16 protein-coding genes and 1 pseudogene are annotated in these 24,291 nt (G+C 62.0%); 6 read left to right on the top strand and 11 right to left on the bottom strand.

Features of this window, described 5'->3' with window-relative positions:
• Window positions 1–39 precede the first annotated feature (39 nt).
• The 9 genes and pseudogenes from fis to BOP96_RS14970 all read right to left on the bottom strand — a co-directional run bounded on the left by fis (window position 40) and on the right by BOP96_RS14970 (window position 10,182).
• Window positions 40–360 carry a DNA-binding transcriptional regulator Fis gene (fis, locus tag BOP96_RS14930; protein WP_002555375.1) on the bottom strand — a complete coding sequence of 107 codons (321 nt, stop codon included), beginning with the start codon at window positions 358–360 and terminating at the stop codon, window positions 40–42.
• Window positions 357–1,370, bottom strand: a complete 1,014-nt coding sequence (gene dusB, locus BOP96_RS14935) for a tRNA dihydrouridine synthase DusB (RefSeq protein ID WP_003188182.1) — start codon at window positions 1,368–1,370, stop codon at window positions 357–359. Before dusB ends, fis begins: the two co-directional genes overlap by 4 nt.
• A gap of 185 nt (window positions 1,371–1,555) precedes the next feature.
• The gene (locus BOP96_RS14940; RefSeq protein ID WP_032904014.1) at window positions 1,556–2,815 is read right to left on the bottom strand and encodes a DUF3426 domain-containing protein; all 1,260 of its coding nucleotides are present in this window, start codon (window positions 2,813–2,815) and stop codon (window positions 1,556–1,558) included.
• A 30-nt stretch (window positions 2,816–2,845) separates the two neighbouring features.
• Window positions 2,846–3,724 carry a 50S ribosomal protein L11 methyltransferase gene (gene prmA, locus BOP96_RS14945; protein WP_014716730.1) on the bottom strand — a complete coding sequence of 293 codons (879 nt, stop codon included), beginning with the start codon at window positions 3,722–3,724 and terminating at the stop codon, window positions 2,846–2,848.
• Between the two features lie 185 nt (window positions 3,725–3,909).
• The gene (gene accC / locus BOP96_RS14950) at window positions 3,910–5,271 is read right to left on the bottom strand and encodes an acetyl-CoA carboxylase biotin carboxylase subunit (protein WP_003188188.1); all 1,362 of its coding nucleotides are present in this window, start codon (window positions 5,269–5,271) and stop codon (window positions 3,910–3,912) included.
• A 17-nt stretch (window positions 5,272–5,288) separates the two neighbouring features.
• Entirely contained in the window at window positions 5,289–5,753 is a 465-nt protein-coding gene (accB, locus tag BOP96_RS14955) for an acetyl-CoA carboxylase biotin carboxyl carrier protein (RefSeq protein ID WP_003188191.1), read from the bottom strand.
• Window positions 5,754–5,777: 24 nt separating this feature from the next.
• Entirely contained in the window at window positions 5,778–6,233 is a 456-nt protein-coding gene (gene aroQ / locus BOP96_RS14960; protein WP_014716732.1) for a type II 3-dehydroquinate dehydratase, read from the bottom strand.
• 263 nt (window positions 6,234–6,496) lie between these two features.
• Window positions 6,497–7,012 (bottom strand): annotated as a pseudogene (locus BOP96_RS30875) (methyl-accepting chemotaxis protein); the annotation flags it as partial.
• Window positions 7,013–8,511: 1,499 nt separating this feature from the next.
• Window positions 8,512–10,182, bottom strand: a complete 1,671-nt coding sequence (locus BOP96_RS14970) for a response regulator (RefSeq protein WP_014716734.1) — start codon at window positions 10,180–10,182, stop codon at window positions 8,512–8,514.
• 298 nt (window positions 10,183–10,480) lie between these two features.
• Here BOP96_RS14970 and BOP96_RS14975 point away from each other — a divergent pair, with 298 nt between their 5' ends.
• The 4 genes from BOP96_RS14975 (at window position 10,481) to speA (ending at window position 14,697) form a co-directional block, all read left to right on the top strand.
• Window positions 10,481–11,548, top strand: coding sequence for a DUF2333 family protein (locus BOP96_RS14975; protein ID WP_003188197.1), 1,068 nt, complete (start codon window positions 10,481–10,483; stop codon window positions 11,546–11,548).
• A 2-nt stretch (window positions 11,549–11,550) separates the two neighbouring features.
• The gene (locus BOP96_RS14980) at window positions 11,551–12,087 is read left to right on the top strand and encodes an NUDIX hydrolase (RefSeq protein ID WP_014716735.1); all 537 of its coding nucleotides are present in this window, start codon (window positions 11,551–11,553) and stop codon (window positions 12,085–12,087) included.
• 182 nt (window positions 12,088–12,269) lie between these two features.
• Window positions 12,270–12,641: a translation initiation factor Sui1 gene (locus tag BOP96_RS14985; RefSeq protein WP_003188201.1), complete on the top strand. Its 372-nt coding sequence runs from the start codon at window positions 12,270–12,272 to the stop codon at window positions 12,639–12,641.
• Between the two features lie 142 nt (window positions 12,642–12,783).
• Complete coding sequence (gene speA / locus BOP96_RS14990) at window positions 12,784–14,697, top strand: arginine decarboxylase (RefSeq protein WP_003188203.1); 1,914 nt, start codon at window positions 12,784–12,786, stop codon at window positions 14,695–14,697.
• A gap of 112 nt (window positions 14,698–14,809) precedes the next feature.
• On the opposite strand, the gene BOP96_RS14995 is transcribed toward speA, so the two are convergent.
• Window positions 14,810–16,153: an MATE family efflux transporter gene (locus BOP96_RS14995; protein WP_072434919.1), complete on the bottom strand. Its 1,344-nt coding sequence runs from the start codon at window positions 16,151–16,153 to the stop codon at window positions 14,810–14,812.
• A gap of 307 nt (window positions 16,154–16,460) precedes the next feature.
• On the opposite strand from BOP96_RS14995, the gene BOP96_RS15000 reads away from it, so the two are divergent.
• Entirely contained in the window at window positions 16,461–21,356 is a 4,896-nt protein-coding gene (locus BOP96_RS15000) for an alpha-2-macroglobulin family protein (RefSeq protein WP_073453183.1), read from the top strand.
• A 69-nt stretch (window positions 21,357–21,425) separates the two neighbouring features.
• On the opposite strand, the gene BOP96_RS15005 is transcribed toward BOP96_RS15000, so the two are convergent.
• Window positions 21,426–21,719, bottom strand: a complete 294-nt coding sequence (locus BOP96_RS15005) for a hypothetical protein (RefSeq protein ID WP_003188208.1) — start codon at window positions 21,717–21,719, stop codon at window positions 21,426–21,428.
• 245 nt (window positions 21,720–21,964) lie between these two features.
• Here BOP96_RS15005 and pbpC point away from each other — a divergent pair, with 245 nt between their 5' ends.
• On the top strand, window positions 21,965–24,256 hold the full coding sequence (pbpC, locus tag BOP96_RS15010; RefSeq protein ID WP_238346843.1) for a peptidoglycan glycosyltransferase PbpC: 2,292 nt from the start codon (window positions 21,965–21,967) through the stop codon (window positions 24,254–24,256).
• Window positions 24,257–24,291: the final 35 nt, after the last annotated feature.

Consider the following 24,291-nt stretch of genomic DNA (forward strand, 5'->3'; position numbering starts at 1 on the left):
CCGGTTTTACGCGGGCGCCTTTCTGGTTTGATTGAATGCTTACAGCAAATCGTACTGCTTGAGCTTTTTGCGCAAGGTGCCACGGTTGAGGCCCAGCAGCTCACTGGCTTTGGTCTGGTTGCCCTTGACGTAGTTCATCACGCTTTCGAGCAAGGGCGCCTCGACTTCGGAGAGCACCAGGTTGTACACATCCGTGACGGAAGCGCCCTCAAGGTGGGCGAAATAATTGTGCAGCGCCTTCTCGACACTCCCGCGAAGGGTCTGGCCTTCTTCGCTAGGCGTGTTGAGGTGCTGTTTCAAATTGACGTTGTCGCTCACGGGTGTTGTTCCACTCACTAAAGTCTCGGTCATCATCGTCATGCGGCCACCCCTTCTCCATCCCCTGTTCCCAGGCTCTTGTCGCGTCCGGCGAAGAACTCACGAACGGTGGCGACCTGTGCCTGCGTTTCATCCAAACGATTGAACTGAGCGCGGAATTCCTTGGCGCCCGGCAAGGTGGCGAGATACCAGCCGACATGCTTGCGAGCAATGCGTACTCCCATCACGTCCCCATAGAAGGCGTGCAGGGCGGCCAGATGCTCTAGCAGAATACGTTCCACCTCGACCAACTCTGGTGCCGGCAAGACTTCACCAGTACGCAGGAAATGCTCGATTTCACGAAAAATCCACGGCCGCCCCTGGGCGGCCCGGCCAATCAACAAACCATCGGCACCGGTCGCGTGCAGCACGCGCCGGGCTTTCTCGGCACTGTCGATGTCGCCATTGGCAAAGACGGGCATCGACACGGCCTGCTTGATCGCGGCAATGGTGTCGTACTCGGCTTCACCGGTGTAAAGGTCGGCGCGGGTGCGGCCATGCACCGCCAGCGCTGCAATACCAGCCTGTTCAGCGATCTTCGCCACCGTCAGGCCATTCTTGTTGTCCCGGTCCCAACCGGTACGAATCTTCAGGGTCACCGGTACATCTACTGCGCCGACAACGGCCTGCAGGATCTCGGCGACCAACTGCTCATCTTTCAACAGCGCGGAACCGGCGGCCTTGTTGCAGACCTTTTTGGCCGGGCAGCCCATGTTGATATCGATGATCTGTGCACCCAGCTCCACATTGGCCCGGGCTGCATCCGCCAGCATCTGCGCATCGCCACCGGCGATCTGCACCGAGCGTGGCTCGGGATCACCTTCGTGGATCATGCGCATCCGCGACTTGCGGGTGTTCCACAAACTCATGTCGCTGGTAACCATTTCAGAGACTACTAGACCCGCGCCCAAACGCTTGCACAGCTGACGAAAGGGCTGGTCGGTGACACCCGCCATCGGGGCGAGGATCAAGCCGTTCTGCAATGTGTATGGGCCGATGCGTACCGCCGACATAGGACTTCCCTGTTGTGGGGCCGGATCATTAGAGTTCGAAAAAGGGTTGGCATGATACCCGCTCTCGATGACGGGTTAAAGGCTGAATTGGATAAAATCTGAACAGTTATTTTTTTATCGCCATCGGTTTGGTTGACGATGGCCAAGTCAATAATCCGCCGTCAAACCTCGGTGGGCGCGCCGTTTCACTCGGGTGAATGGAAGCTCAGGCTGTAATTCACGGCTTTGTTGCCGGGGTCCAGGATATCCAGGGAGATGTGGATCGGCGTCTGCGAGGGCATTTCGCTCACGCCGGCCAACTCGCCGCTCAGGTATTCGGCGGGCTTGAAGCGACGACTGGCAATCAGGCCGCCGTTCAAGTCCGCAAAGCGCAGCTCCAGCAGTGGGAAGGGCTGGGAGAAGGTCGCGCGGTTATAGAGGATGGCATCTACCACCAGTGCCCCGGCGAACTCGGGGTGGCTGCGCACCACCAGGTTGCTGCTCTTGATATGGGTAATGTCGACCCGCGATGGCACGGTGCACCCCAGTTTCGGGCATAGCGTCTGGAACCACGGGCGATAGGCGTCCTGGCGGGCCAGGTCGTCGAACTGGTAGGCGATGTACTGGCCGGCCAGGCCGGCGGCGGCGAGTACGACCAACAATATCCAGAGCAGACGGCGACCCCAGCCTGACGGACGCTTCTGCGCATACAGGTGCAGGGGGTCGTCTTCCAGGTCCTGGAGCAACTCATCGTGTACACCGGCCTCCGTTCGCGCGCGCTTGCGTCGCGCGAACGCGCGGTCTTCGGGTTCAGGCTCATCGTGCTCGTCGCGGGTGGGTGTCAGCGGCGGGTCGAGGTCGTCATCCACGGTAGTGGCGTGCAGAGCTGGTTCGTCATCGAGTTCGTCGACGTGGGCAGACATGGACGGTTCGGTGCGCTGTTTGGACGCAGGTGCCTTAACCGGCTCGGGCTCTTCTTCTGGTGCCTGTGCACGCTCTTCGGGTGGCTCACTGAACAGGCTGGCCGCCCATTTTTCTTCCTCGGCCTTGACCGTGTCGCGGCTGGCACTGAAGGACTCTTCCTTTTGCCGACGGTCGGCGCCTGGCTGGCGACGTTCTGCGCCCACTGCCTGGGTGTGCTGGATCTCGCGACGTTCCAGCCTGGCCAGTTCCTTGTCCAGGTTATCCAGGTCCAGCTCTTCGGCCGTCCACTGCTTCTGGCTGATGGCCCGCGGTGGCGGGGGAGGCATTTCGACAGTCGGTTCGGCGGCCGGCTCGGCGGTGGTCGGCACTTCAGGCTCCGGCGCAGACGCCTGGGCCCGTTGCTCCAGCAACTGGCGAGCGGCGTTGAATACTTGCAGGCACGAGCCGCAACGCACCACGCCGCGAGCCACGCTCAGCTGAGCGTGGTTGACGCGAAAACGCGATTGGCAATGTGGGCACTGGGTGACGAAACTGTCGGTCATGCGGCCATCCGATTCAGGCAAGCGCTCATTCTAGCGCCGACGACCGCTGATGCGTACCCAGCCATCACGGTTGGCGATCGGGTCCAGCTCGAAGTCCTTGGCGTAGGCCGCAGCCACGTCTTCACCTTGCTCGGCGAGGATGCCCGACAGCGCCAGGCGCCCGCCCGGCTTGACCAGGCTCGACAGTTGCGGCGCCAGCGACACCAGTGGCCCGGCGAGGATATTGGCCACCAGCACATCGGCCTGAACCTGGGGCAGGTCCTCAGGCAGGTAGAGTGGGAATTTGCCCTCGGCAATGTTGTTGCGCCCGGCGTTATCGCGGGAGGCTTCCAGGGCCTGCACGTCGATATCGGTGCCCACGGCCTCCTTGGCGCCCAGCAGCAGGGCGGCGATGGCCAGGATCCCCGAGCCGCAGCCGAAGTCCAGTACGTTGCTGTCGGTCAGGTCCTGGCCGTCCAGCCATTCCAGGCACAGGGCAGTGGTCGGGTGCGTGCCGGTACCGAACGCAAGGCCCGGGTCCAGCAGCAGGTTGACGGCGTTTGGCTCAGGAGCAGCGTGCCAGCTTGGCACGATCCACAAGCGCTGGCCGAAGCGCATGGGCTGGAAGTTATCCATCCAACTGCGTTCCCAGTCCTGGTCTTCGATGACTTCGCTGTGATGCTCGGGTAGCGGGCTGCCGGTGAGCAGTTCCATATGGGCCAGAACGGCAGCGGCGTCGGTGCCGTCTTCGAACAGGGCCAGCAAGTGGGTGTGGGACCACAGCGGCGTGGTATTGAGTTCCGGCTCGAAGATCGGCTGGTCTTCGGCGTCCATGAAGGTCACCGACACGGCACCCACTTCGAGGAACGCGTCTTCGTAGGTTTCGGCTTGTTCTGGGCTGATGGCGAGACGGACTTGCAGCCAAGGCATGGCGGGCACCTTTGAAAAAAATGAATGTGCGGCGGGCAGGCCGCGAAAGCGCGCAAGTTTACGCGAGAGCAAGCCAGAAGACGACTGCGCCGACGATCGTTCCCACGCGGAGCGTGGGAACGATCGGGGGTCGGTGGCCCATAAACAACAAAACCGCCCGAAGGCGGCTTTGTTGGGTGGAGCACTTACTGGTTGGCCAGCTTGTGTTCCAGGTAGTGAATGTTAACACCACCTTCGCAGAAGCCTTCATCACGAACCAGATCCCGATGCAGCGGAATGTTGGTCTTGATGCCGTCGACCACGATTTCGTCCAGGGCGTTGCGCATACGGGCCATGGCCTCGTCGCGAGTGGCACCCCAGGTGATCAGCTTGCCGATCAGCGAGTCGTAGTTGGACGGAACCTTGTAGCCGCTGTACAGGTGCGAATCCACACGTACGCCGTTGCCGCCGGGCGCGTGGAAATGCTTGACCAGGCCAGGGCTTGGGATAAAGGTTTTCGGGTCTTCGGCGTTGATGCGGCACTCCAGGGAGTGGCCGTGCATCTTCACGTCGTCCTGGGTGAACGACAGCACGTTACCGGCGGCGATGCTCAGCATCTCCTTGACGATGTCGATACCGGTGACCATCTCCGATACCGGGTGCTCTACCTGCACACGAGTGTTCATCTCGATGAAGTAGAAACGGCCGTTCTCGTAGAGGAACTCGAAGGTGCCGGCACCACGGTAGTTGATATCGATGCAAGCCTTGACGCAGCGTGCCAGGACTTCCTGACGCGCCTTTTCATCCAGGCCCGGAGCCGGAGCTTCTTCCAGGACTTTCTGGTGGCGACGTTGCAGCGAGCAATCGCGGTCGCCCAGGTGGATAGCGTGGCCCTGGCCATCGGACAGTACCTGGACTTCCACGTGACGTGGATTGGTCAGGTACTTCTCCAGGTAGACCATCGGGTTGCCGAACCAGGCGCCCGCTTCGGAGCGGGTCTGCTTGGCGGCTTCGATCAGGTCTTCTTCCTTGTGCACCACGCGCATGCCGCGACCACCACCGCCACCGGCGGCCTTGATGATCACCGGGTAGCCGACTTCGCGACCAATGCGCAGAGCGGTTTCCTCGTCTTCAGGCAGTGGGCCGTCGGAGCCTGGAACGGTGGGCACGCCGGCCGCGATCATGGCGTCCTTGGCCGAGACCTTGTCGCCCATCAGGCGAATGGTTTCGGCTTTCGGGCCGATGAAGGCAAACCCCGATTTTTCCACTTGTTCGGCGAAGTCGGCGTTTTCCGCGAGGAAGCCGTAGCCCGGGTGGATGCCATCGGCGCCGGTCACTTCTGCCGCGGCGATGATATTCGAGACTTTCAGGTACGAGTTCGTGGCCAGTGGCGGGCCGATGCAGATGCTTTCGTCCGCCAGTTTCACGTGCATCAATTCGGTATCGGCCGTCGAGTAAACAGCGACGGTCTTGATGCCCTCTTCCTTACAGGCGCGCAGGATACGCAGCGCGATCTCGCCGCGGTTGGCGATCAGGACTTTTTGCAGTTTCTTCGCAGGTTTCAACATCGAAGGCGCTCCGCGGTTCAAACGATGGTGAACAGCGGCTGGTCGTACTCAACCGGCTGACCGTTTTCTACCAGGATGGATTCGATGACGCCGGCTTTTTCCGCGGTGATGTGGTTCATCATTTTCATCGCTTCAACGATGCAGATGGTGTCACCCACTTTCACGGTTTTGCCCACTTCAACGAAGGCTGGCGAGGTCGGTGCCGGGGTGCGGTAGAAAGTACCGACCATTGGCGACTTGACCACGAAGCCGTTCAGCGCAGGCGCGGCTGGGGCGGCAGGTGCAGCGGCGGCGGCAGGTGCGGCAGCTGGAGCTGCAGCGGCTGGAGCCGGTGCTTGCATCTGTGGCGCGTAGAACTGTTGGGCCGGGGTCTTGCTGTGACGGCTGATCCGTACGGACTCTTCGCCTTCCTTGATTTCCAGCTCGTCGATACCGGATTCTTCCAGCAGTTCGATCAGTTTCTTAACTTTACGGATATCCATGAATCATCAACTCCCAAGGGTCGGTCAGGGGCGTTTAGCCTGTTCTTCAATGTGTTCCAGGGCGGCCTCCAGGGCCAGTCGGTAACCGCTGGCGCCAAGGCCGCAGATCACTCCTACCGCTACGTCGGAGAAGTAAGAGTGATGGCGGAAAGCTTCGCGTTTGTGCACGTTCGATAAATGCACTTCGATGAATGGGATGCTCACCGCCAGCAGCGCGTCACGTAATGCAACGCTTGTATGCGTAAAAGCGGCGGGGTTGATCAGAATAAAGTCCACGCCTTCGCCGCGCGCGGCATGGATACGATCAATCAATTCATACTCGGCATTGCTTTGCAGGTAGAGCAAATGGTGGCCGGCTTCACGTGCCCGTCGTTCCAGGTCGAGGTTGATCTGATCGAGGGTTACTGCCCCGTAGACGCCCGGTTCGCGGGTGCCAAGCAGGTTCAGGTTGGGTCCGTGAAGAACCAGTAAGGTCGCCATTGGCTGTTCCTTGTTATTGGTGTGGGTGCGTCAGAACCCGGCGACTATGCCGCAAAGCCTTTGTGACTGTCCAGTTCTATGCAGTAGCCGGCACGATTAGCGAGGATTGCGCAAAATTTGTGACCAAGAGCCTGCGTTCGGTCAGTGTGGGAGCTGGCTTGCCTGCGATGACGGTGTATCAGTGGGGGATGAGTTGGCTGATCCACCGCTATCGCAGGCAAGCCAGCTCCCACATTTTGGTCTTCATGGGACATCAGATCGGGCTAGACGCGAAAGGCCTGTACTGCGGTGGTGAGTTGCCCGCCCAGTACCAGCAGGTGTTCGCCCTGGCTACGGCCCTGGCCAATGCGCAGTAAATTATCCTCACCCAATTGATGAATCCGCTCACTGTTGTCGCGTATCTCGCTCACGGCGCCACTCTGCTGCGCGGTCACATCGGCAATGCGTACGGCGGTATCCGAGATGGTCTGGATCGCCCCGACGATTTCATCCAGCGCGCCATCCGCCGCCTGGGCCTGCTGGGCGGTGGCTTCGGCGTGTTCGACCTGGGCGCGCATGCCTTCTACCGACTGGTGCGCGGCGGTTTGCAGGCCGGCGATCAGGCCCTGGATTTCGGCAGTGGCACCGGCGGTACGCTGGGCCAGGGAGCGCACTTCGTCGGCCACCACGGCGAAACCACGCCCGGCCTCACCGGCGCGGGCGGCTTCGATGGCGGCGTTGAGCGCAAGCAGGTTGGTCTGGTCGGCAATCGAGCGAATCACCGTGAGCACGCCGCCGATGGTGGCGGACTCTTCGGCAAGTTTCTCGATCATCTGCGCGTTTTGCTGCACTTCGCCCACCAGCGCATGCAGCCCGGTGAGGCTCAGGCCGATCACACGCTGGCCTTGCTCCACGGCCTGGCCCGCACTGCGGCTGGCGCCGGCCGCCTGGCTGGCATCCCCGGCAACTTGCTGGATGGTGGCTTCCAACTCACCCAGGGAATCACGGATTTGCGCGGTGTCGCCGGCCTGGCGTTCGGCGCCGTCGTGCAGGCCGCTGCTCAGTTCGGCCAGGGCGCGGCTGCTGCCCGCCACTTCTTCGGCATTGCCGCGGATGGTGCTTACCAAATCCACCAGGTAGGCGCGCAGGCGGTTGAGGGAGGCCTCGATATCGTGCAGTTCACGGTTGGTCTTGCCCAGGGCAATCGGTTGGCTGAAGTCGCCTTCGGCCCAGGTCGACAAGGCGGGTGCCAGGTTGGTCAGTACGCGCGCCAGGCGGCGTTGCAGGGTGTCGATCAGCAATGCGATCAGCAGGATCAGGCCAATCATCACGCCCTGCATCACGCGTACTTCGCCCTGGATCCTGGCATGTTGCGCGCGCACCACGGGTTCCAGGCCGGCGATGGCTTGTTGCACGTTAGTGATTTTAAGGTGGGTGCTGGCGGCGAGATCGGCGCGTTGCTGGATCTGTTCACGGGTGCGCTGCAGCTCGGCGGGGTAGCGGGTCAGCAGGCTGTTGAGTTCGCGCTTGAGGTCGACGCCGGTGTCCTGAGCTTCGGTTTTTTCGGTGTTTTCCAGCCCCATCAGCGCGGAAAAATCATCGGTGTTGGATTCAGCGCTGGCCTTTATTCCCAATAGGGGCAGTTGCGCGAGCAGGTCGGCCTGGGTTCGCAGGTTAGTCACCTCCCGCTCGACATCCGCAGCCAACTCGGCGCGCCCGCTGCTGACCAGCTTGTCGCGGGCCAGGGACAGTTTGCCCAAATGTTGCGAGGCGGCGAGCAGCGGCGACATATAGCGCGCAGCCTCCGCGGAATTGACGCCGCTGGCGTACTGGCTCAGTTGTTCCAGGTTTGCGCCCAGTTCACGTTCGGCTTGCAGCAACAGCGCTTGCGGGTCGCCAGCCAATTTACCGGCGGCCAACAGGTCAGTCTTGCTGAAGGTCTCCAACTCCACGAGGCTGGGCCGCAGGCTTTGCGCCAATTCGGGCGGCAGTTCGCCCAGTTGCAGCTGCAGGCTTTCCAGGCTCTGGGTGGCACTGCTCAGGCGCAGGGCATCGCCGCTGGCCAAGTAGTCCTCGATGTTTCGGGCGGCCTGGTTTTGAAAGATCTGGGACAACCCCAGGTAGCGCTCCATCAACAAGTACGGGCGCTCCAGCGCCCGTTGCGACCACCACAGCGTCGCGCCGAGGGCCAGGCACACGGCCACCAGCAGAAGGGTATTGAGATTGGTCAGCAGCTTCAGGCGCATGCGGGGTTTCAACCGACGGCAAGAGATAAGCGCCTGAATTTATTGCGTTTGTATTACAGCGTTATGACCGAATCGGTGGATTCTGGTGAAAAGATGGCACTTTGCTTTGATGTGCGAGCGGCTTGCACGCGGTTGCGTCCGGCGTCCTTGGCGCGGTAGAGCGCTTCGTCAGCCTGAGCGGCCATCATCAGGCTGTCGGAATCGTCGCACAGCTCCACCAGGCCGGCGCTGAAGGTGCACCACAAATCCTGCGGTTGGGCGGGGTAGTGGATTTCTGCAAAGCGCCGGCGAATGTCGTCTAGCACCTTGCAGGCCGATTCCAGGTCGGTGTCGGGCATCACGATGGCGAACTCTTCACCGCCGTAGCGGCCGATGTAATCGGTCTTGCGCAAACGCTGCTTGAGAAACAGTGCCAGGCTCTTGATCACCCGGTCGCCCATGGGGTGGCCGTGGCTGTCATTGACGCGCTTGAAGTGGTCGATATCGAGCATGGCAAAGCTAAGAGGCTTGTTCTCGCGGCGGGCGCGGAAGCTGCAATCTTCGAGCAGTTGCAGGATATGCGTGTGGTTGTACAGCCCGGTGAGGCTGTCGCGCACCATCCGCGCCTTCAAGTTGCGCGCACGCGACGCCCGGTTGCGCACAGTGGTGATCAGGTGACGCGGTTTGATCGGTTTGGTGAGGAAATCGTCACCGCCCTCGCTCATCGCATCCAGTTGCTTATCCAGGTCGTCCTCAGCCGACAGGTAGATGATCGGCACGCTGACGTAGCGGTCGTTGTGGCGAATCACCTTGGCCAGTTCGGTGCCGGTACAGGCAGGCATGTACATGTCGAGGATGATCAGGTCGGGCTGGAAATCCGCCAGCTCGGCCATGGCCTGGATCGGTTCGATCAAGGTGCGGGTGATAATCCCGGCACTGTTGAGCAGGCGTTCGGTGTGCAGCGCCTGGGCCCGCGAGTCGTCGATGATCAGCACTTTGTATGGTTCGTACTGGGCCGCGCAGGTCAGCACTTCGATCTTTTCCAGCAGGCTTGAGGCTTCCAGGGTGCCGGTCAGGAACTCTTCGCCACCGGCGCGCACGGCGGCCAGGCGCGTCGGGGTGTCGGTTTCGTGCAGGCTGAAAAACAACAGTGGCAGCTTGTGCTCCAGGCCCTCTTGGGCTTCTGCAGCGAGCTTCAGGCCCAGGCCTGTGCCGCAGAAGTCCACGTCCATCACGATCGCCGACGGCAAACGCTCGGCCATGGCCGCGCGAAAGGCGGCGACGCTGTCCAGGGCGTGGGCGCTCATGCCAAAGAATTCGAGCTGCTTGGCCAGGCGCTCGGCGCGGTCATGGTCGGCGAGCATCACATAGATCGGCTTGCGCATCGGCGGCAGGAAAGTTTGCTCAAGCTGGTCGCCCTGGCGCAGGCCGGTGCGGGACAGGCGTTGCATCAAGCGGTTGAGCTCGGTGATCAGTTGGCTGCTCAGGCGGCCACTGTTCTCGTCCACGGCTTGCAGGGACTCACTGATATGCCGTGCCAGTTGCGTGTGTTCGGGCTGTTCGAAGCGTTCGGCGAAGCGCTGCAGGCGCAGGTTAGCTTCGCTGAGTTCGGAAAAGTCGGCGTTCGACCACTCGCTGCGTTGCAGGCGCTGCCAGATCTCAAGAATTTGACGTGCCTGATGAATTACCCGCTGGGCAAAGTGCTGCTTGAGACGCTCGCGGCTGGGGTCTTCTGACTCGGTCATATCCTGACTACTGTGAGGGTGCATGCTGAGGTCGACTGATGGCTCTATGCTAGCACCTCTTTTCTGATAGATGAGTGTCATACGTCAATTAAGTCTGCATGCCAGAGATTCAGTTATTGACCGGCTGGTCGCCCAGCGTAAAAGGTGTGCATCCTTTATAGTCCAAGCGGCCCGGTGCGCCACTTTCGTGTAAAAGCCCCGCACCGATGGGCACGATGGGGTAGGGTTGTGGTCGGAATGTCTGAACGCACCCGGACAATTGACGTGCATGAACTCAAGTGATTGAAAGGATATCGCCATGCTGGACTGGAAAAACCGCGAAGGCAGTGCCAAAGGCCCCGCCCCTGAGCCCAAGTCGGCCAACCGCAGCTATTTTCGCAACCTGCTGATGAGCCGGGCGTTGCTCAGCATCATCGGCTTGTACCTGCTGGTCACCGGTGGCCTGGGTTGGTACTGGAGCCAGGAGCCGGCGCTGTTTCCGGTGCAGCAAAACGCCCAGCTTGCCGCCGAGAAGGAAGGCAAGCAGATGGTGGTGGGTTACACCACCGTTGAAACACTCAAGACCGTGGTCGGCACCTTGCTGAACAAGCCAGGCGGCTACATCTCCAACGACCGTTTCCCTCCGGGCTTGTGGATGGACAATATGCCGAGCTGGGAGTACGGCGTGCTGGTGCAGGTGCGTGACCTTACCCGCGCCCTGCGTAAAGACTTCGCCCGCTCCCAGTCGCAGTCGGCTGAAGACGCTGACTTGGCCAAGGCCGAGCCGCGCTTCAACTTCGATAACAAGAGCTGGGTGCTGCCTTCCAGTGAGTCGGAATATCAGGAAGGCATCAATTCCCTGAGCCGCTACGAAGCGCGCCTGTCTGACCCGAACCAGCGCGGCGCGCTGTTTTATGCGCGTGCCGACAACCTCAACAACTGGCTGGGTGATGTGGCCACCCGTTTGGGTTCGTTGTCCCAGCGTCTGTCCGCCAGCGTAGGCCGGGTCAAGTTGAACACTGCGCTGAAAACCGAGGCGCTGGCGCCGGGTGAAGTGCCGCAGGTTGATGAAGAAGTGGTGGAAACCCCATGGATGCAAATCGACAACGTGTTCTACGAAGCGCGCGGCCAGGCGTGGGCCCTGTCCCATCTGTTGCGAGCCATCGAAGTCGACTTTGCCGACGTACTGGCCAAGAAAAACGCCACCGTCAGCGTGCGCCAGATCATTCGTGAGCTAGAGGCCTCGCAGGAACCGGTATGGAGTCCTATGATTCTTAACGGCAGTGGCTTCGGCGTACTGGCGAACCATTCGCTGGTGATGGCCAACTACATTTCCCGGGCAAACGCTGCAGTGATCGACTTGCGTCAGCTCCTCAACCAGGGTTGATGATGGACGCTACTCAAAAGGAGGCCGCACACCGAGCGGCTTCCGATGCTGAACTGATCTGCTGGGTCGACGAGCAGGACCACCTGCTCGGCCACCTGGTCAGGTCCGACCTGCGCCAGCGCGGCTTGATTGGCCGCTGCACGTTTATCTTCCTGTTCAATTCCAAAGGCGAGTTGTGTGTGCACCGGCGCACGCTCAGCAAGGCGTTGTATCCAGGGTATTGGGATACGGCGGCGGGTGGGATGGTGGCCGAAGGTGAGAGTTATGCCGTTTCGGCAGCCCGCGAGCTGGAAGAGGAATTGGGCGTCAGCGGTGTGCCCTTGACCGAACATGACCATTTCTATTTTGAGGATGGCGACAGTCGGCTTTGGTGCAAATCCTACTCTGCCGTCTGGGACGGCCCCCTGCGCCTGCAGCCCGAGGAGGTCATGGAAGCGCGGTTTTTAAGCATCGAAATCATCCAGCAAGAGGCCGAACAAAAGCCCTACTGCCCGGACGCCCAGGAAGGCTTGCGGCGCTATCTGGCCTCGCGTCGCTAAAGTTGCAAAAAATGGCGCCATTTGGCTCTTAGCAAGTCGGCTTTTTGCCGTTACACTGCGCGCCTTTTCACCCGAACCACATTAGCGGTTCGGTAGCGCTGCCCCTGCCTGAGTGGGGCTTCGCGGTCGGTCACCGCCTTGTGCGGCGCCGATCAGTCTTCATCCTCCCAAGAGGATTGCCGGTGGCCAAAAAAGCCGCATCCTTCGCCGCCCTTGGTGGCCTGGTATTTTCCACCGACGCAGGTCGACACTGCCCGGACTGTCGTCAGCCCGTGGATTCGTGCACCTGCAAACAGACTCTGATCCCTGAAGGCGACGGTATTGCCCGCGTGCGTCGCGAGAGCAAAGGCCGTGGCGGCAAGACGGTGACCACCATCACCGGCGTGCCCCTGGCTGAAGAGGCCCTGAAGGAATTGGCCACCTCGCTGAAAAAGCGCTGTGGCACCGGTGGCGCGTTGAAAGACGGGGTTATCGAGATCCAGGGCGATCACGTCGAGTTGCTGTTGGCCGAGCTGATCAAGCTCGGGTACAAGGCCAAGAAGTCCGGCGGCTGAAAGCCTCTTCCCAACCTGTGGCTAAACTCTGTCCTGCCAGTGGGGTCTACTTCCCTTGCAGGCAAATCGTCATTTTCATTCTTTAGACTGCGCCAGCCTCCGCGAGAGGTGGCGCCTTCGCCTTCATTTATAGGGGACTTCGATGTCCGTACGACGCACACGCAAAGACGATGGCAGCCAATGGACAGTTGCGGACAGCCGCAGTGTTTACGGGATTCGCCATTGGGGGGCCGGGTATTTCGCGATCAATGAAGCCGGTCGCGTAGAAGTCCGTCCGAACGGCCCGAACAGCACGCCCGTCGACCTGTACGAGCAAGTCGATGAGCTGCGCAAAAGCGGCCTGTCGTTGCCGCTGCTGGTGCGCTTCCCCGATATCCTGCAAGACCGCGTGCGCCAATTGACCGGTGCATTCGATGCCAACATCGAGCGCCTGGAATACCAGAGCAAGTACACCGCGCTGTACCCGATCAAGGTGAACCAGCAGGAAGCGGTGATCGAGAACATCATTGCCACCCAGAACGTCTCCATCGGCCTGGAAGCCGGCTCCAAGCCTGAGCTGCTGGCCGTGCTGGCCCTGGCGCCGAAGGGCGGCACCATCGTCTGCAACGGTTATAAAGACCGTGAGTTCATCCGCCTGGCGCTGATGGGCCAGAAGCTCGGCCACAACGTGTTCATCGTGATCGAGAAAGAGTCCGAGGTGGGGCTGGTGATCGAAGAGGCGGCGAGCCTCAAGGTCAAGCCGCAGGTGGGCCTGCGTGTGCGCCTGTCGTCTCTGGCATCGAGCAAGTGGGCGGACACCGGTGGCGAGAAATCCAAATTCGGCTTATCCGCAGCGCAGCTGCTGTCAGTGGTCGAGCGCTTCCGCGCGGCCGGCCTGGACCAGGGCATCCGCCTGCTGCACTTCCACATGGGCTCGCAGATCGCCAACCTGGCCGACTACCAGCACGGGTTCAAGGAAGCCATTCGTTACTACGGCGAACTGCGCAACCTCGGCCTGCCGGTGGACCACATCGACGTCGGCGGTGGCCTGGGCGTGGACTACGACGGCACCCACTCGCGCAACGCCAGTTCGATCAACTACGACATGGACGACTACGCCGGCGTGGTAGTGGGCATGCTCAAGGAATTCTGCGACGCGCAGAGCCTGCCGCATCCGAACATCTTCTCCGAAAGCGGCCGTTCCCTGACCGCTCACCACGCCATGCTGGTGGTACAGGTCACTGACGTCGAGAAGCACAACGACGAAATCCCGACCATTGAAAACAAGGAAAGCCTGCCCGAAACCGTGCAATGGCTGGTGGACCTGCTGGGCCCGACCGACATCGAGATGGTCACCGAAACCTACTGGCGCGCCACCCACTACATGAGCGATGTGGCGGCCCAGTACGCCGACGGCAAGCTGACCCTGGCCGAAAAAGCCCTGGCCGAACAGTGCTACTTCGCGGTGTGCCGCCGCCTGCACAACTCGTTGAAAGCCCGCCAGCGCTCGCACCGCCAGGTGCTGGACGAACTCAATGACAAGCTGGCCGACAAGTACATCTGCAACTTCTCGGTATTCCAGAGCTTGCCGGATACCTGGGCCATCGGCCAGGTCCTGCCTATTCTGCCGCTGCACCGCCTCGACGAAGAGCCGCTGCGCCGCGCCGTGCTGCAAGACCTGACCTGCGACTCCGACGGCAAGATCAAGCAATACGTCGACGAGCAAAGCATCGAAACCAGCCTGCCGGTTCACGGCTTGAATGAAGGCGAAGATTACCTGCTGGGGATCTTCCTGGTCGGCGCCTATCAGGAAATCCTGGGCGACATGCACAACCTGTTCGGTGACACCGACTCGGTGAACATCTACCAGCGTGAAGACGGTTCGGTGTACAGCGCCGGGATCGAGACTCACGACACCATCGAAGACATGCTGCGCTATGTGCACTTGTCGCCGGAGGAGTTGATGACTCATTACCGGGACAAGTGCGCCAGTGCGAAGATCTCGGCCTCGGAGCGCACTCAGTTTCTGGACGCGTTGCGCCTGGGTCTGACCCGTTCTTCGTACCTGTCCTCGTAATAAAAATGTGGGAGCGGGCTTGCCCGCGATGGCGGAGTGTCAGGCAACCGTTAGGGGGCTGACCCACCGCCATCGCAGGCAAGCCAGCTCCCACATTTGGGTCTGCGTTCCTTCAGTTCCCGCCCAGCCACAGCCCTTGCCGATTCAAGTGCCAGGCGATCGCCCACAGCGTCAGGCTGCGCACCGCCATGAACAGCAGGAAGGTGATCCACAACCCGTGGTTACCCAAGCCCTGCAACGCCCAGGCAATCGGCAGTACCAGCAGCACCGTCAGCAACATCCCATTGCGCATCTCCCGCGCGCGCGTTGCGCCGATAAACAAGCCATCGAGCAAATAACTCCACACCGCAATCAACGGCAATACCGCAAGGTAGGGCAGGTAGATATCGGCGGTTTCGCGTACGCTGGGGATATCGGTTTGCATGGCGATAAATAGATGGCCGCCGAAGGTGAACAGCAGGGCGAAGCCGATGCTGGCGATCAGTGACCAACCGCAGGCCACGACTAATGAGCGACGCAACGCCTGCCGGTCACGGGCGCCGATGGCGTGGCCGCAGAGGGCTTCGACCGCGTGGGCCAAGCCATCCAATGCGTGAGCCGTCAGTAACAGGCCGTTAAGCAGCAGCGCATTGGCTGCCACGGTGGCATCGCCCAACCTTGCGCCTTGCACGGTGATCATGAAAAACACCGACTGCAACGCCAGGCTGCGGATGAAGATGTCGCGGTTGACCGCCAGCAACGGGCGCCAGCTTTGCCACAGTTTCAACGCGGCCCAGGCGATATGCCCCGGATAGGCGCGCAGGGCTTTTTGCGTGAGCGCCAGGCCGAGCAGGGCGCCGGTCCATTCCGCGATCACCGAGGCACGGGCGGAGCCGACCACGCCCCAGTCCAGGCCAAGTACAAACCACAGGTTAAGCGCAATGTTGACCAGGTTGGTGGTCAGCAGAATCGCCAACGGCGCCCGCGCATTCTGAGTGCCGAGGAACCAGCCGACCAGCGCATAGCTGGCGAGGGCGGCTGGCAGACCGAACAGACGGGTGTGGAAAAACTCGCGGGTCAGTTGGTTCAATTCAGGGGAGGGCTGCATCCATTCCAAAGCCAGGTGGCTCAGGGGAATACCGACCGTGCCCAGCAACATCGCCAACCCCAGCGCCAACAGCAAGCCTTGCAACAGGATTTGCCGCAGCGCCGCACCATCGTTGCGCCCGGCGGCCTGGGCGGCGAAGCCGGTGGAGCCCATGCGCAGGAAGCCCATGGCCCAGGCGAGGAAGGTATACAGGCTGGCGCCGACAGCCACGGCGCCCAGTTGATGGGCGTGGGGCAGGTGGCCGATGACCATGCTGTCCACCAGGGCCACCAAGGGCACCGAGATATTCGACAGGATCATCGGCGCGGCCAGGGCCCAGACGCGGCGGTGGGTAGGGCGGTGGCGCCAGTCGGACAATAAGGTGGACATGCAGTCTCCTTCGGGGGAGCGGCATTGTACCCGGCCATCAGTTGTACAGCAGGCCCAATGTGGGAGCTGGCTTGCCTGCGATGACGGACTCTTTGCCAACTCATCCGGTGACTGACCCACCGCTATCGCAGGCAAGCCAGCTCCCACATTTTGATCTTGATCGCCAATGGTTGTGGGATTTGGCTTGGCTTCATGCCCCACCAAGAACCAACCGCCCCTCCGTCGGTCAATGTGACCGGTGCCGCAGCGGCTTGGTCGGCGCTGATATATAGTTCACCCCTCGGTTCCCTCTGACTATGAGTGCCCCATGCTTAACAAAGGACTGTTCCTGGCCTGCGCGCTGGCCCTGCTGAGCGCTTGCGATTCTTCCGATAAACCCGCTGCACCGCCTGCGCCCACTGTGGCGGCAGCGCCGAAGCCGGTGAAAGCTGCGGTGGACGTGGCAGCGTTGAAGCAACGCTATGCCGGGCGCGAGCTGAGCGTGGTGGACGTGTCCGAGGTGCAGTTGGACGGGGCCAGCACCTTGTCGGTGAGCTTTTCCATTCCTCTGGATCCGGATCAGAAGTTCGCCGACAAGCTGCACCTGGTAGACAGCAAGTCCGGCAAGGTCGATGGCGCCTGGGAACTGTCCGATAACCTGATGGAATTGCGCCTGCGCCACCTTGAGCCGCAGCGCAAGCTGGTGCTGACCGTGGACGCCGGGGTGAAGGCAGTCAACGGCAACACCCTCGCCGCCGAATACAACGCCCGCCTGGAAACCCGCGACCTGCAAGCCACCGTCGGCTTCGCCAGCCGCGGCACCCTGTTGCCGACGCGCCTGGCCGAGGGCCTGCCGGTGATCGCGTTGAACGTCGACAAGATCGACGTGGAATTCTTCCGGATCAAACCCGAATCCCTGCCGTCATTCCTGGCGCAGTGGGGGCGTAATACCAGCCTGCAAAGCTATGAGTCCCGTGAACTGCTGCCAATGGCCGAGCTGGTCTACGGCGGGCGTTTCGACCTGAACCCGGCGCGCAATACCCGCGAAACCCTGCTGCTGCCGATTGCCGGCCTCAAGCAGTTGCAGCAGCCGGGCGTGTACCTGGCGGTGATGCGTGCTTCGGGCACCTACAACTATTCGCAACCGGCCACCCTGTTCACCTTGAGTGATATCGGTCTGTCGGTGCACCGCTATGCCAATCGCCTGGATGTGTTTACCCAGGCGTTGGAAGGCGGTAAGGCGCTCAACGGCGTCGAACTGGAAATCCTCGATGCCGAAGGCCGTGTGCTCGGACAGGGCAAGACCGAAGACGGTGGCCACGCCGAGTTGCCACTGCCGAAAAAAGCCCAGGTGTTACTGGCCAAGCAGGGCGAGCAAACCAGCCTGCTGCGCCTGGACAGCGCCGCGCTGGACCTCGCCGAGTTCGATATCGGCGGGCAGCCCTCTCACCCGTTGCAGTTCTTTGTGTTCGGCCCGCGTGACCTGTATCGCCCCGGCGAAACCGTGCTGCTCAACGCGCTGTTGCGTGACAAGGATGGCAAGGCGGTAAAGCCGCAACCGGTCAGCGTCGAAGTACGGCGCCCGGATGAACAGGTGAGCCGCAAGTTCGTGTGGGAGGCCGACGCGTCCGGCCTGTATCAATACCCGTTGCAACTGGCCGGCGAGGCGCCGACCGGTCGCTGGCAGTTGGTATTCGACCTCGGTGACGGCAAGCCGCAACTGTATGAATTTCTCGTCGAAGACTTCCTGCCCGAACGCCTGGCGCTGGAACTCAAGGGCAGTGACACGGCGTTGAGCCCGGCGGATAACCCGGTCATCCAGGTCAACGGTCGTTACCTCTACGGCGCGCCCGCGTCCGGTAACCGCGTCAGTGGCCAGGTGTACGTGCGCCCACTGCGTGAGGCGGTCAAATCCCTGCCGGGCTACCAGTTCGGTTCCGTCACGGAAGAAGAGCTGAGCCAGGATTTCGAGCTGGACGAAAGCGTACTCGACGCCAATGGCGAGCAAGCGCTGACCCTGGAAAGCAAGTGGGCCGAGGCCAAATCGCCGTTGCAACTGATCGTGCAAGCCAGCCTGCAAGAGTCCGGCGGGCGGCCGATTACCCGGCGCCTGGTGCAGCCGATCTGGCCGGCCGAGCGGTTGCCGGGCCTGCGTGGCCTGTTTGATGGCAAGGAAACCAACGGCGATGGCCCGGTGGAATTCGAAGTGCTGGTGGCCAACCAGGACGGTCAGAAACTGGCCGCACAAGACCTCAAGGTGCGCCTGGTGCGTGAGCGCCGCGACTACTACTGGAACTACTCGGAGAATGACGGCTGGAGCTACCACTTCAACGAGAAATTCCTCAATCTCGATGAGCAGAGCCTGAACATCAAGGCTGGCGACACCGCCAAGGTCAGCTTCCAGGTGGAGTGGGGCCCTTACCGCGTGGAGGTCGAAGACCCGCAGACCGGGCTGGTCAGCAGCCTGCGCTTCTGGGCCGGCTACCAGGCCCAGGACAACACCGAAGGCGGTGCTGTGCGCCCCGACCAGGTCAAGCTGGCGTTGGACAAACCCGCCTATGGTGATGGCGACACCGCCAACGTCACCGTCACGCCACCGGCTGCCGGTAAAGGCTACCTGTTGGTGGAGTCTGCCGAAGGTCCGCTGTGGTGGCAGGAAATCGACGTGCCGGCCGAAGGCAAAAGCTTTGCGGTGAAGCTCGACCCGAAATGGTCGCGCCACGATCTGTATGTAAGCGCCCTGGTGATTCGTCCGGGCGAGCGCAAAGCCAACATCACGCCTAAACGCGCCGTGGGCTTGCTGCACCTGCCGCTGGATCGTACCCAGCGCAAACTCGGCCTGACCCTCACCGCGCCAGAAAAAATGCGCCCCAAACAACCGCTGACGGTGAAGATCGCCGCCAAAAACGCCGATGGCAGCGTGCCCCAACAGGTGCACGTACTGCTGGCGGCGGTGGATGTGGGCATCCTCAATATCACCGAATACCCAACGCCCGATCCGTACGCCAGCCTGTTTGGCCGCAAAGCCTATGGCGTCGACCAATTCGACATCTATGGGCAACTGATCGAAGCCGGTCAAGGGCGCCTGGCCAGCCTGGCATTTGGTGGCGACGCGGCATTGGCCAAAGGCGGCAAGCGCCCGGACACCAGCGTTACCATCGTTGCCCTGCAAAGCGCCCCGGTGACTCTGAACGACAAAGGCGAGGGTGAAGTCAGCGTCAATATTCCCGACTTCAACGGCGAACTGCGCCTGATGGCCCAAGCCTGGAGCGATGATCGCTACGGTATGGCCGAAGGCAAGACCGTGATCGCCGCCCCGCTGATTGCCGAGTTGTCGGCGCCGCGCTTCCTGGCAGGAGGCGACCAGACCACCCTGGCCCTGGACCTCTCCAACCTGTCGGGCAAGGCCCAGAAACTCGATGTGCAATTGACCGCGCAAGGTCAGTTGCAGTTGGTCAACAGTGGCACGCAATCGGTTGAGCTCAAGCAAGGTCAGCGCACCACCCTGCATATTCCGGTACAAGCCTGGGGCGGGCTCGGCCAGGGCAAGGTCACGGTCACCGTCAACGGCCTGGACTTGCCGGGTGAAAACCTGCCGCCGTTCAGCCGCGAATGGACCTTGGGCGTACGCCCGGCGTACCCGGCCTTGCTCAAGCATTACCGCGCAGTGCTCAAGGATCAGCCGTGGAGCTTGCCGTCGGGCGCACTGGATCAATTCGATGCATCGGGACGTGAGGCGTTGTTGAGCCTGTCGAGCCGGCCGCCGTTGAACCTGGGCGCGCAGATCAGTGCACTCAAGGCGTACCCCTACGGTTGCCTGGAGCAAACCGCCAGTGGCTTGTACCCGTCGCTGTACGCCGACGACGCGCTGCTCAAGCGCCTGAGTATCAAGGGCGAGCCGGATGCCGAGCGCAAGCGCAAGATCGAGTTGGGCATTGAGCGCCTGCTGGGCATGCAGCGCTACAACGGCAGCTTTGGTTTGTGGGGCGCCGATGGCGAGGAAGAATATTGGCTGACCGCCTATGTCACCGACTTCCTGCTGCGCGCCCGCGACCAGGGTTTTGCCGTCCCGCCTGAAGCCTTGAAAAAGGCCAGCGAGCGCCTGTTGCGGTATGTGCAGGAACGTAATCTGATCGAGGTGGATTACAGCGACAACGCCGAACACACCCGGTTTGCCGTGCAGGCGTATGCCGGCATGGTGTTGGCGCGCAGTCAGCAGGCGCCATTGGGCGCGTTGCGCAGCCTGTTCGAACGGCGCAGCGACGCACGCTCCGGCTTACCGCTGGTGCAGTTGGCCATTGCCCTGCAGAAAATGGGTGACCAGCCCCGTGCGGATCAGGCGTTGTTGGCCGGCTTGGCGGCGCAGCGCAATGCCAATGAGTGGCTGGCCGACTACGGTAGCCCGCTGCGCGACCAGGCGATGATCCTGGCGTTGCTGGAGGAGAACGACTTGGCCAAGGGCCAGCGCGAGGAGCGGTTGTTCACCTTGTCGGATCAGTTGGCCGCCAGCCCGTACCTGTCGACCCAGGAGCGTAATTCCCTGTTCCTGGCCGGGCGCCTCGGGTTCGCCAAGCCCCAAGCGAACTGGCAAGTGTCGCTCACCGGCAGCGGCGGTGTGCGTGAGTTGAACAACCAGCAATCGACGTTGGAGTTGGACGGTAAGTTGTTGTCCAGCGACCTGGCCTTGAGCAATCAGGGTGAAGCGCCGGTGTACCAGCAATTGACGGTCTCGGGTTATCCACACGTGCCGCCAGCGGCCGGTGGCAACAACCTGAGTATCCGCCGCGAATACCTGGGCATGAACGGCCAGCCGTTGAACCTGCGTAACCTCAACAGCGGTGATCTGGTGCTGGTGCACTTGGCGGTCAGCGCCAAGCAACGGGTGCCGGATGCCCTGGTGGTCGACCTGTTGCCTGCCGGCCTGGAACTGGAAAACCAGAACCTGGCCCAAAGCGCGGCGAGCCTGGAGAACGCCAGCAGCCAGGTGAAGGAGTGGCGTGAGTCGATGCAGAATGCCTCGCTCAAGCATCAGGAGTTCAGGGACGATCGCTATGTGGCCGCGATGAATCTGGATGGCTATGGCGCCACGCACTTGCTGTACCTGGCGCGCGCGGTGACACCGGGAACCTACCGCGTGCCGCCGCCGCAGGTAGAGTCGATGTATCGGCCGAACTGGCAGGCGGTGGGCGAGACGCCGGTGTATATGGTGATCAAGGGCCGCTGAAAGACAATGGTTGAATCCCTGTAGGAGCGAGCAAGCTCGCTCCTACAGGGGGAATCGAGCGTTTGCCCGTCAGTGCACAACCCAACTCAGCAACCACAGCCCCAGCATCAGCCAGATGATCCCCACGATAATCGAGGCCCGCATAAAGGCGCGTACCGCCGAGTAGAGGAACAACAACCCGACAATCAGGGTAATGATGCTGATGATCGAGGTGTCCATGCCCAAGGTGCGTGACAGGCCGTCGATAAAGTTGCCGCCGGCGTGGGTCAATGCCCCGAACAAACCGCTGAGCCCGTCGACGATAAAACGGATGACGGAACCGAGCGCCTGGCCCAACCATTCGAAAAAGCTTTCTACCTGCATGTGCGTGTCCTGATGAGAAGGTGGGCGTAACTGTGCCTTTGGTTGTCGATAACGCAGGCGAGTTCCCTGCAAGCATAGAGGTTTGCCCGTTTGAGTTTTAGTTTAATCACGTCCGAATGTACGCGGCCCAATGTGGGAGTTGGCTTGCCGGCGATAGCGGTGGGGCAGTTGTGGATAAGTTGACTGATCCTGCGCTATCGCAGGCAAGCCAGCTCCCACAGTTATTGCGCTGGGCTTTGGGTTGTGTGGTGTTGGTGGTTGCCCTGCTATGGCTGGCCGATCGTATCTGGCCCTTACCCCTACCCCAGGACGACCTGGCCCGGGTAGTGCTGGCCGAAGATGGCACCCCCCTGTGGCGATTCGCCGATGCCGATGGCGTATGGCGCTACCCGGTACACACCAGCGAAGTTTCGCCTTATTACCTCGACGCGTTGCTCACCTATGAAGACCGTTGGTTCTACCAGCACCCCGGCGTAAACCCGTTGGCGCTGGTGCGTGCGACCTGGCAAAACCTGAGCGGCGCGCGGGTGGTGTCCGGCGGCAGCACTTTGTCGATGCAGGTTGCGCGCCTGCTCGACCCACATTCACGCACCCTGCACGGCAAGTTACGCCAGCTGTGGCGTACCGCGCAGCTGGAGTGGCACCTGTCCAAGGACGAAATCCTCAACCTGTACCTGAACCGCGCACCTTTCGGCGGCACGCTGCAGGGCGTGGCGGCGGCAAGCTGGGCGTACCTGGGCAAGTCACCGTCTCAGCTGACTCACGCCGAAGCCGCGTTGCTCGCGGTGTTGCCCCAGGCGCCAAGCCGTTTGCGCCCGGACCGTCATCCGCAGCGCGCCCAGGAGGCCCGCGACAAAGTGCTGCGCCGCCTGGCCGAGTTTCAGGTATGGCCGCAATCGGCGGTTGATGAAGCCCTGGAAGAACCCCTGCTGCTCGCCCCACGCCTGGAACCTAGCCTGGCGCCTCTGCTCGCACGCCGGCTGAACCGCCCCGACAGCCCGCCGCTGATTCGCACCACCCTGGATGCCACCTTGCAACGCCGTCTGGAAGACCTGTTGCTGGGCTGGCGCGCACGCCTGCCGGAACACACCTCGGCGGCCATCCTGGTGGTGGAAGAAGAAAGCATGGCGGTGCGCGCCTACCTGGGGTCGGTGGATATCAACGACACCAAGCGCTTTGGCCATGTGGACATGATCAGCGCGCTGCGTTCGCCCGGTTCCACCTTGAAACCTTTTCTCTACGGGATGGCGTTGGACGACGGCCTGATTCACTCCGAATCGCTGTTGCAGGACGTGCCTCGACGTTATGGTGACTACCGCCCTGGCAACTTTTCCATGGGCTTTACCGGGGCAGTGCCGGCGAGCACGGCGTTGTCCAGCTCGTTGAACCTGCCGGCGGTGCAGCTGCTGGAAGCCTACGGGCCCAAGCGCTTTGCCGCGCAGATGCGCATCGGTGGCGTGCCGTTGGCGTTGCCGGCATTGGCCGAGCCGAACCTGGCGCTGATCCTCGGCGGTGCGGGCAGTCGCCTGGAGGACCTGGTGAGTGGCTACAGCGCCCTGGCCCGCGATGGCAAGAGCGCCACCCTGCGGTTGCAACCGGACGATGCGCTCAGGGAGCGGCCTTTGCTGTCGCCCGGCGCCGCCTGGATTGTGCGGCGCATCCTCAGCGGCCAGGCGCGGCCCGACCGCGACCCGCGTGCCGAGCTGGTCCAACGCCCGGTGCTGGCGTGGAAGACCGGTACCAGCTATGGCTTTCGCGATGCCTGGGCGATTGGCGTAGGCCCGCGTTACCTGATCGGCGTATGGATCGGCCGGCCCGATGGCACGCCGGTACCCGGGCAATTCGGCCTGGCGTCGGCAGCGCCGTTGATGCTGCAGGTGCACGACGTGCTGACCAACCGCGACAGCCAGCGCGGCATCAGTGCGCCGGTCAAACCGGTGCCTGCCAATATCGGCGTGGCGGCGATCTGTTGGCCGCTGGGCCAGCCCATGAGCCGCAGCGACCCCAACTGCCGCCGCCAGCGTTTTGCCTGGACCCTGGACAACACCACGCCGCCGACCTTGCAGGCATTGGATCAACCCTTGAGTGTGGGCTTGATGGAAAGCATCTGGGTTAACACCAAAGGCTTGCGGGTCGATGCCCATTGTCCTGGCGCAACCTCCAAAAGCATTGCCCTATGGCCGGCACCGCTGGAGCCTTGGTTACCCAGGGTTGAACGCCGCGAAGCGCGCATCCCAGCGGTTGACCCGGACTGCCCGCCACCGGCGCTGGCCGCGTCATCGCCGTTGTCCATCGTAGGCGTACGCGAGGGCGATCAATTGCGTCTGCCCGCTGCCAGTCAGCAAGCCTTGCGCCTGAACATCTCCGCCCTGGGCGGCAGTGGCCGGCGTTGGTGGTTCCTCAATGGTGCGCCGTTGGGCGACAGCGCCAATCAGGACAGCATCAATGCCAGTTTTGAACGGCTGGGCCGCTATCAGCTCAGCGTATTGGATGAAGCCGGTCAAACCGCCAGGCTCGAGTTCAGCGTTGTCGACTGATCGCTGATCGTTCCCACGCTCTGCGTGGGAACGCC

The sequence above is a fragment of the Pseudomonas sp. FSL W5-0203 genome (assembly GCF_001896155.1).
Taxonomy (GTDB): Bacteria; Pseudomonadota; Gammaproteobacteria; order Pseudomonadales; family Pseudomonadaceae; genus Aquipseudomonas; species Aquipseudomonas paracarnis.

Coding starts and splice junctions, on each gene's coding strand:
- aroQ (WP_014716732.1), bottom strand. CDS start 6,233: ATGGCGACCTTACTGGTTCTTCACGGACCCAACCTGAACCTGCTTGGC.
- dusB (WP_003188182.1), bottom strand. CDS start 1,370: ATGTCGGCGGTACGCATCGGCCCATACACATTGCAGAACGGCTTGATC.
- fis (WP_002555375.1), bottom strand. CDS start 360: ATGACGATGATGACCGAGACTTTAGTGAGTGGAACAACACCCGTGAGC.
- accB (WP_003188191.1), bottom strand. CDS start 5,753: ATGGATATCCGTAAAGTTAAGAAACTGATCGAACTGCTGGAAGAATCC.
- BOP96_RS14995 (WP_072434919.1), bottom strand. CDS start 16,153: ATGTCCACCTTATTGTCCGACTGGCGCCACCGCCCTACCCACCGCCGC.
- BOP96_RS14980 (WP_014716735.1), top strand. CDS start 11,551: ATGGACGCTACTCAAAAGGAGGCCGCACACCGAGCGGCTTCCGATGCT.
- BOP96_RS14970 (WP_014716734.1), bottom strand. CDS start 10,182: ATGACCGAGTCAGAAGACCCCAGCCGCGAGCGTCTCAAGCAGCACTTT.
- BOP96_RS15000 (WP_073453183.1), top strand. CDS start 16,461: ATGCTTAACAAAGGACTGTTCCTGGCCTGCGCGCTGGCCCTGCTGAGC.
- BOP96_RS15005 (WP_003188208.1), bottom strand. CDS start 21,719: ATGCAGGTAGAAAGCTTTTTCGAATGGTTGGGCCAGGCGCTCGGTTCC.
- BOP96_RS14975 (WP_003188197.1), top strand. CDS start 10,481: ATGCTGGACTGGAAAAACCGCGAAGGCAGTGCCAAAGGCCCCGCCCCT.
- accC (WP_003188188.1), bottom strand. CDS start 5,271: ATGTTGAAACCTGCGAAGAAACTGCAAAAAGTCCTGATCGCCAACCGC.
- prmA (WP_014716730.1), bottom strand. CDS start 3,724: ATGCCTTGGCTGCAAGTCCGTCTCGCCATCAGCCCAGAACAAGCCGAA.
- speA (WP_003188203.1), top strand. CDS start 12,784: ATGTCCGTACGACGCACACGCAAAGACGATGGCAGCCAATGGACAGTT.
- BOP96_RS14940 (WP_032904014.1), bottom strand. CDS start 2,815: ATGACCGACAGTTTCGTCACCCAGTGCCCACATTGCCAATCGCGTTTT.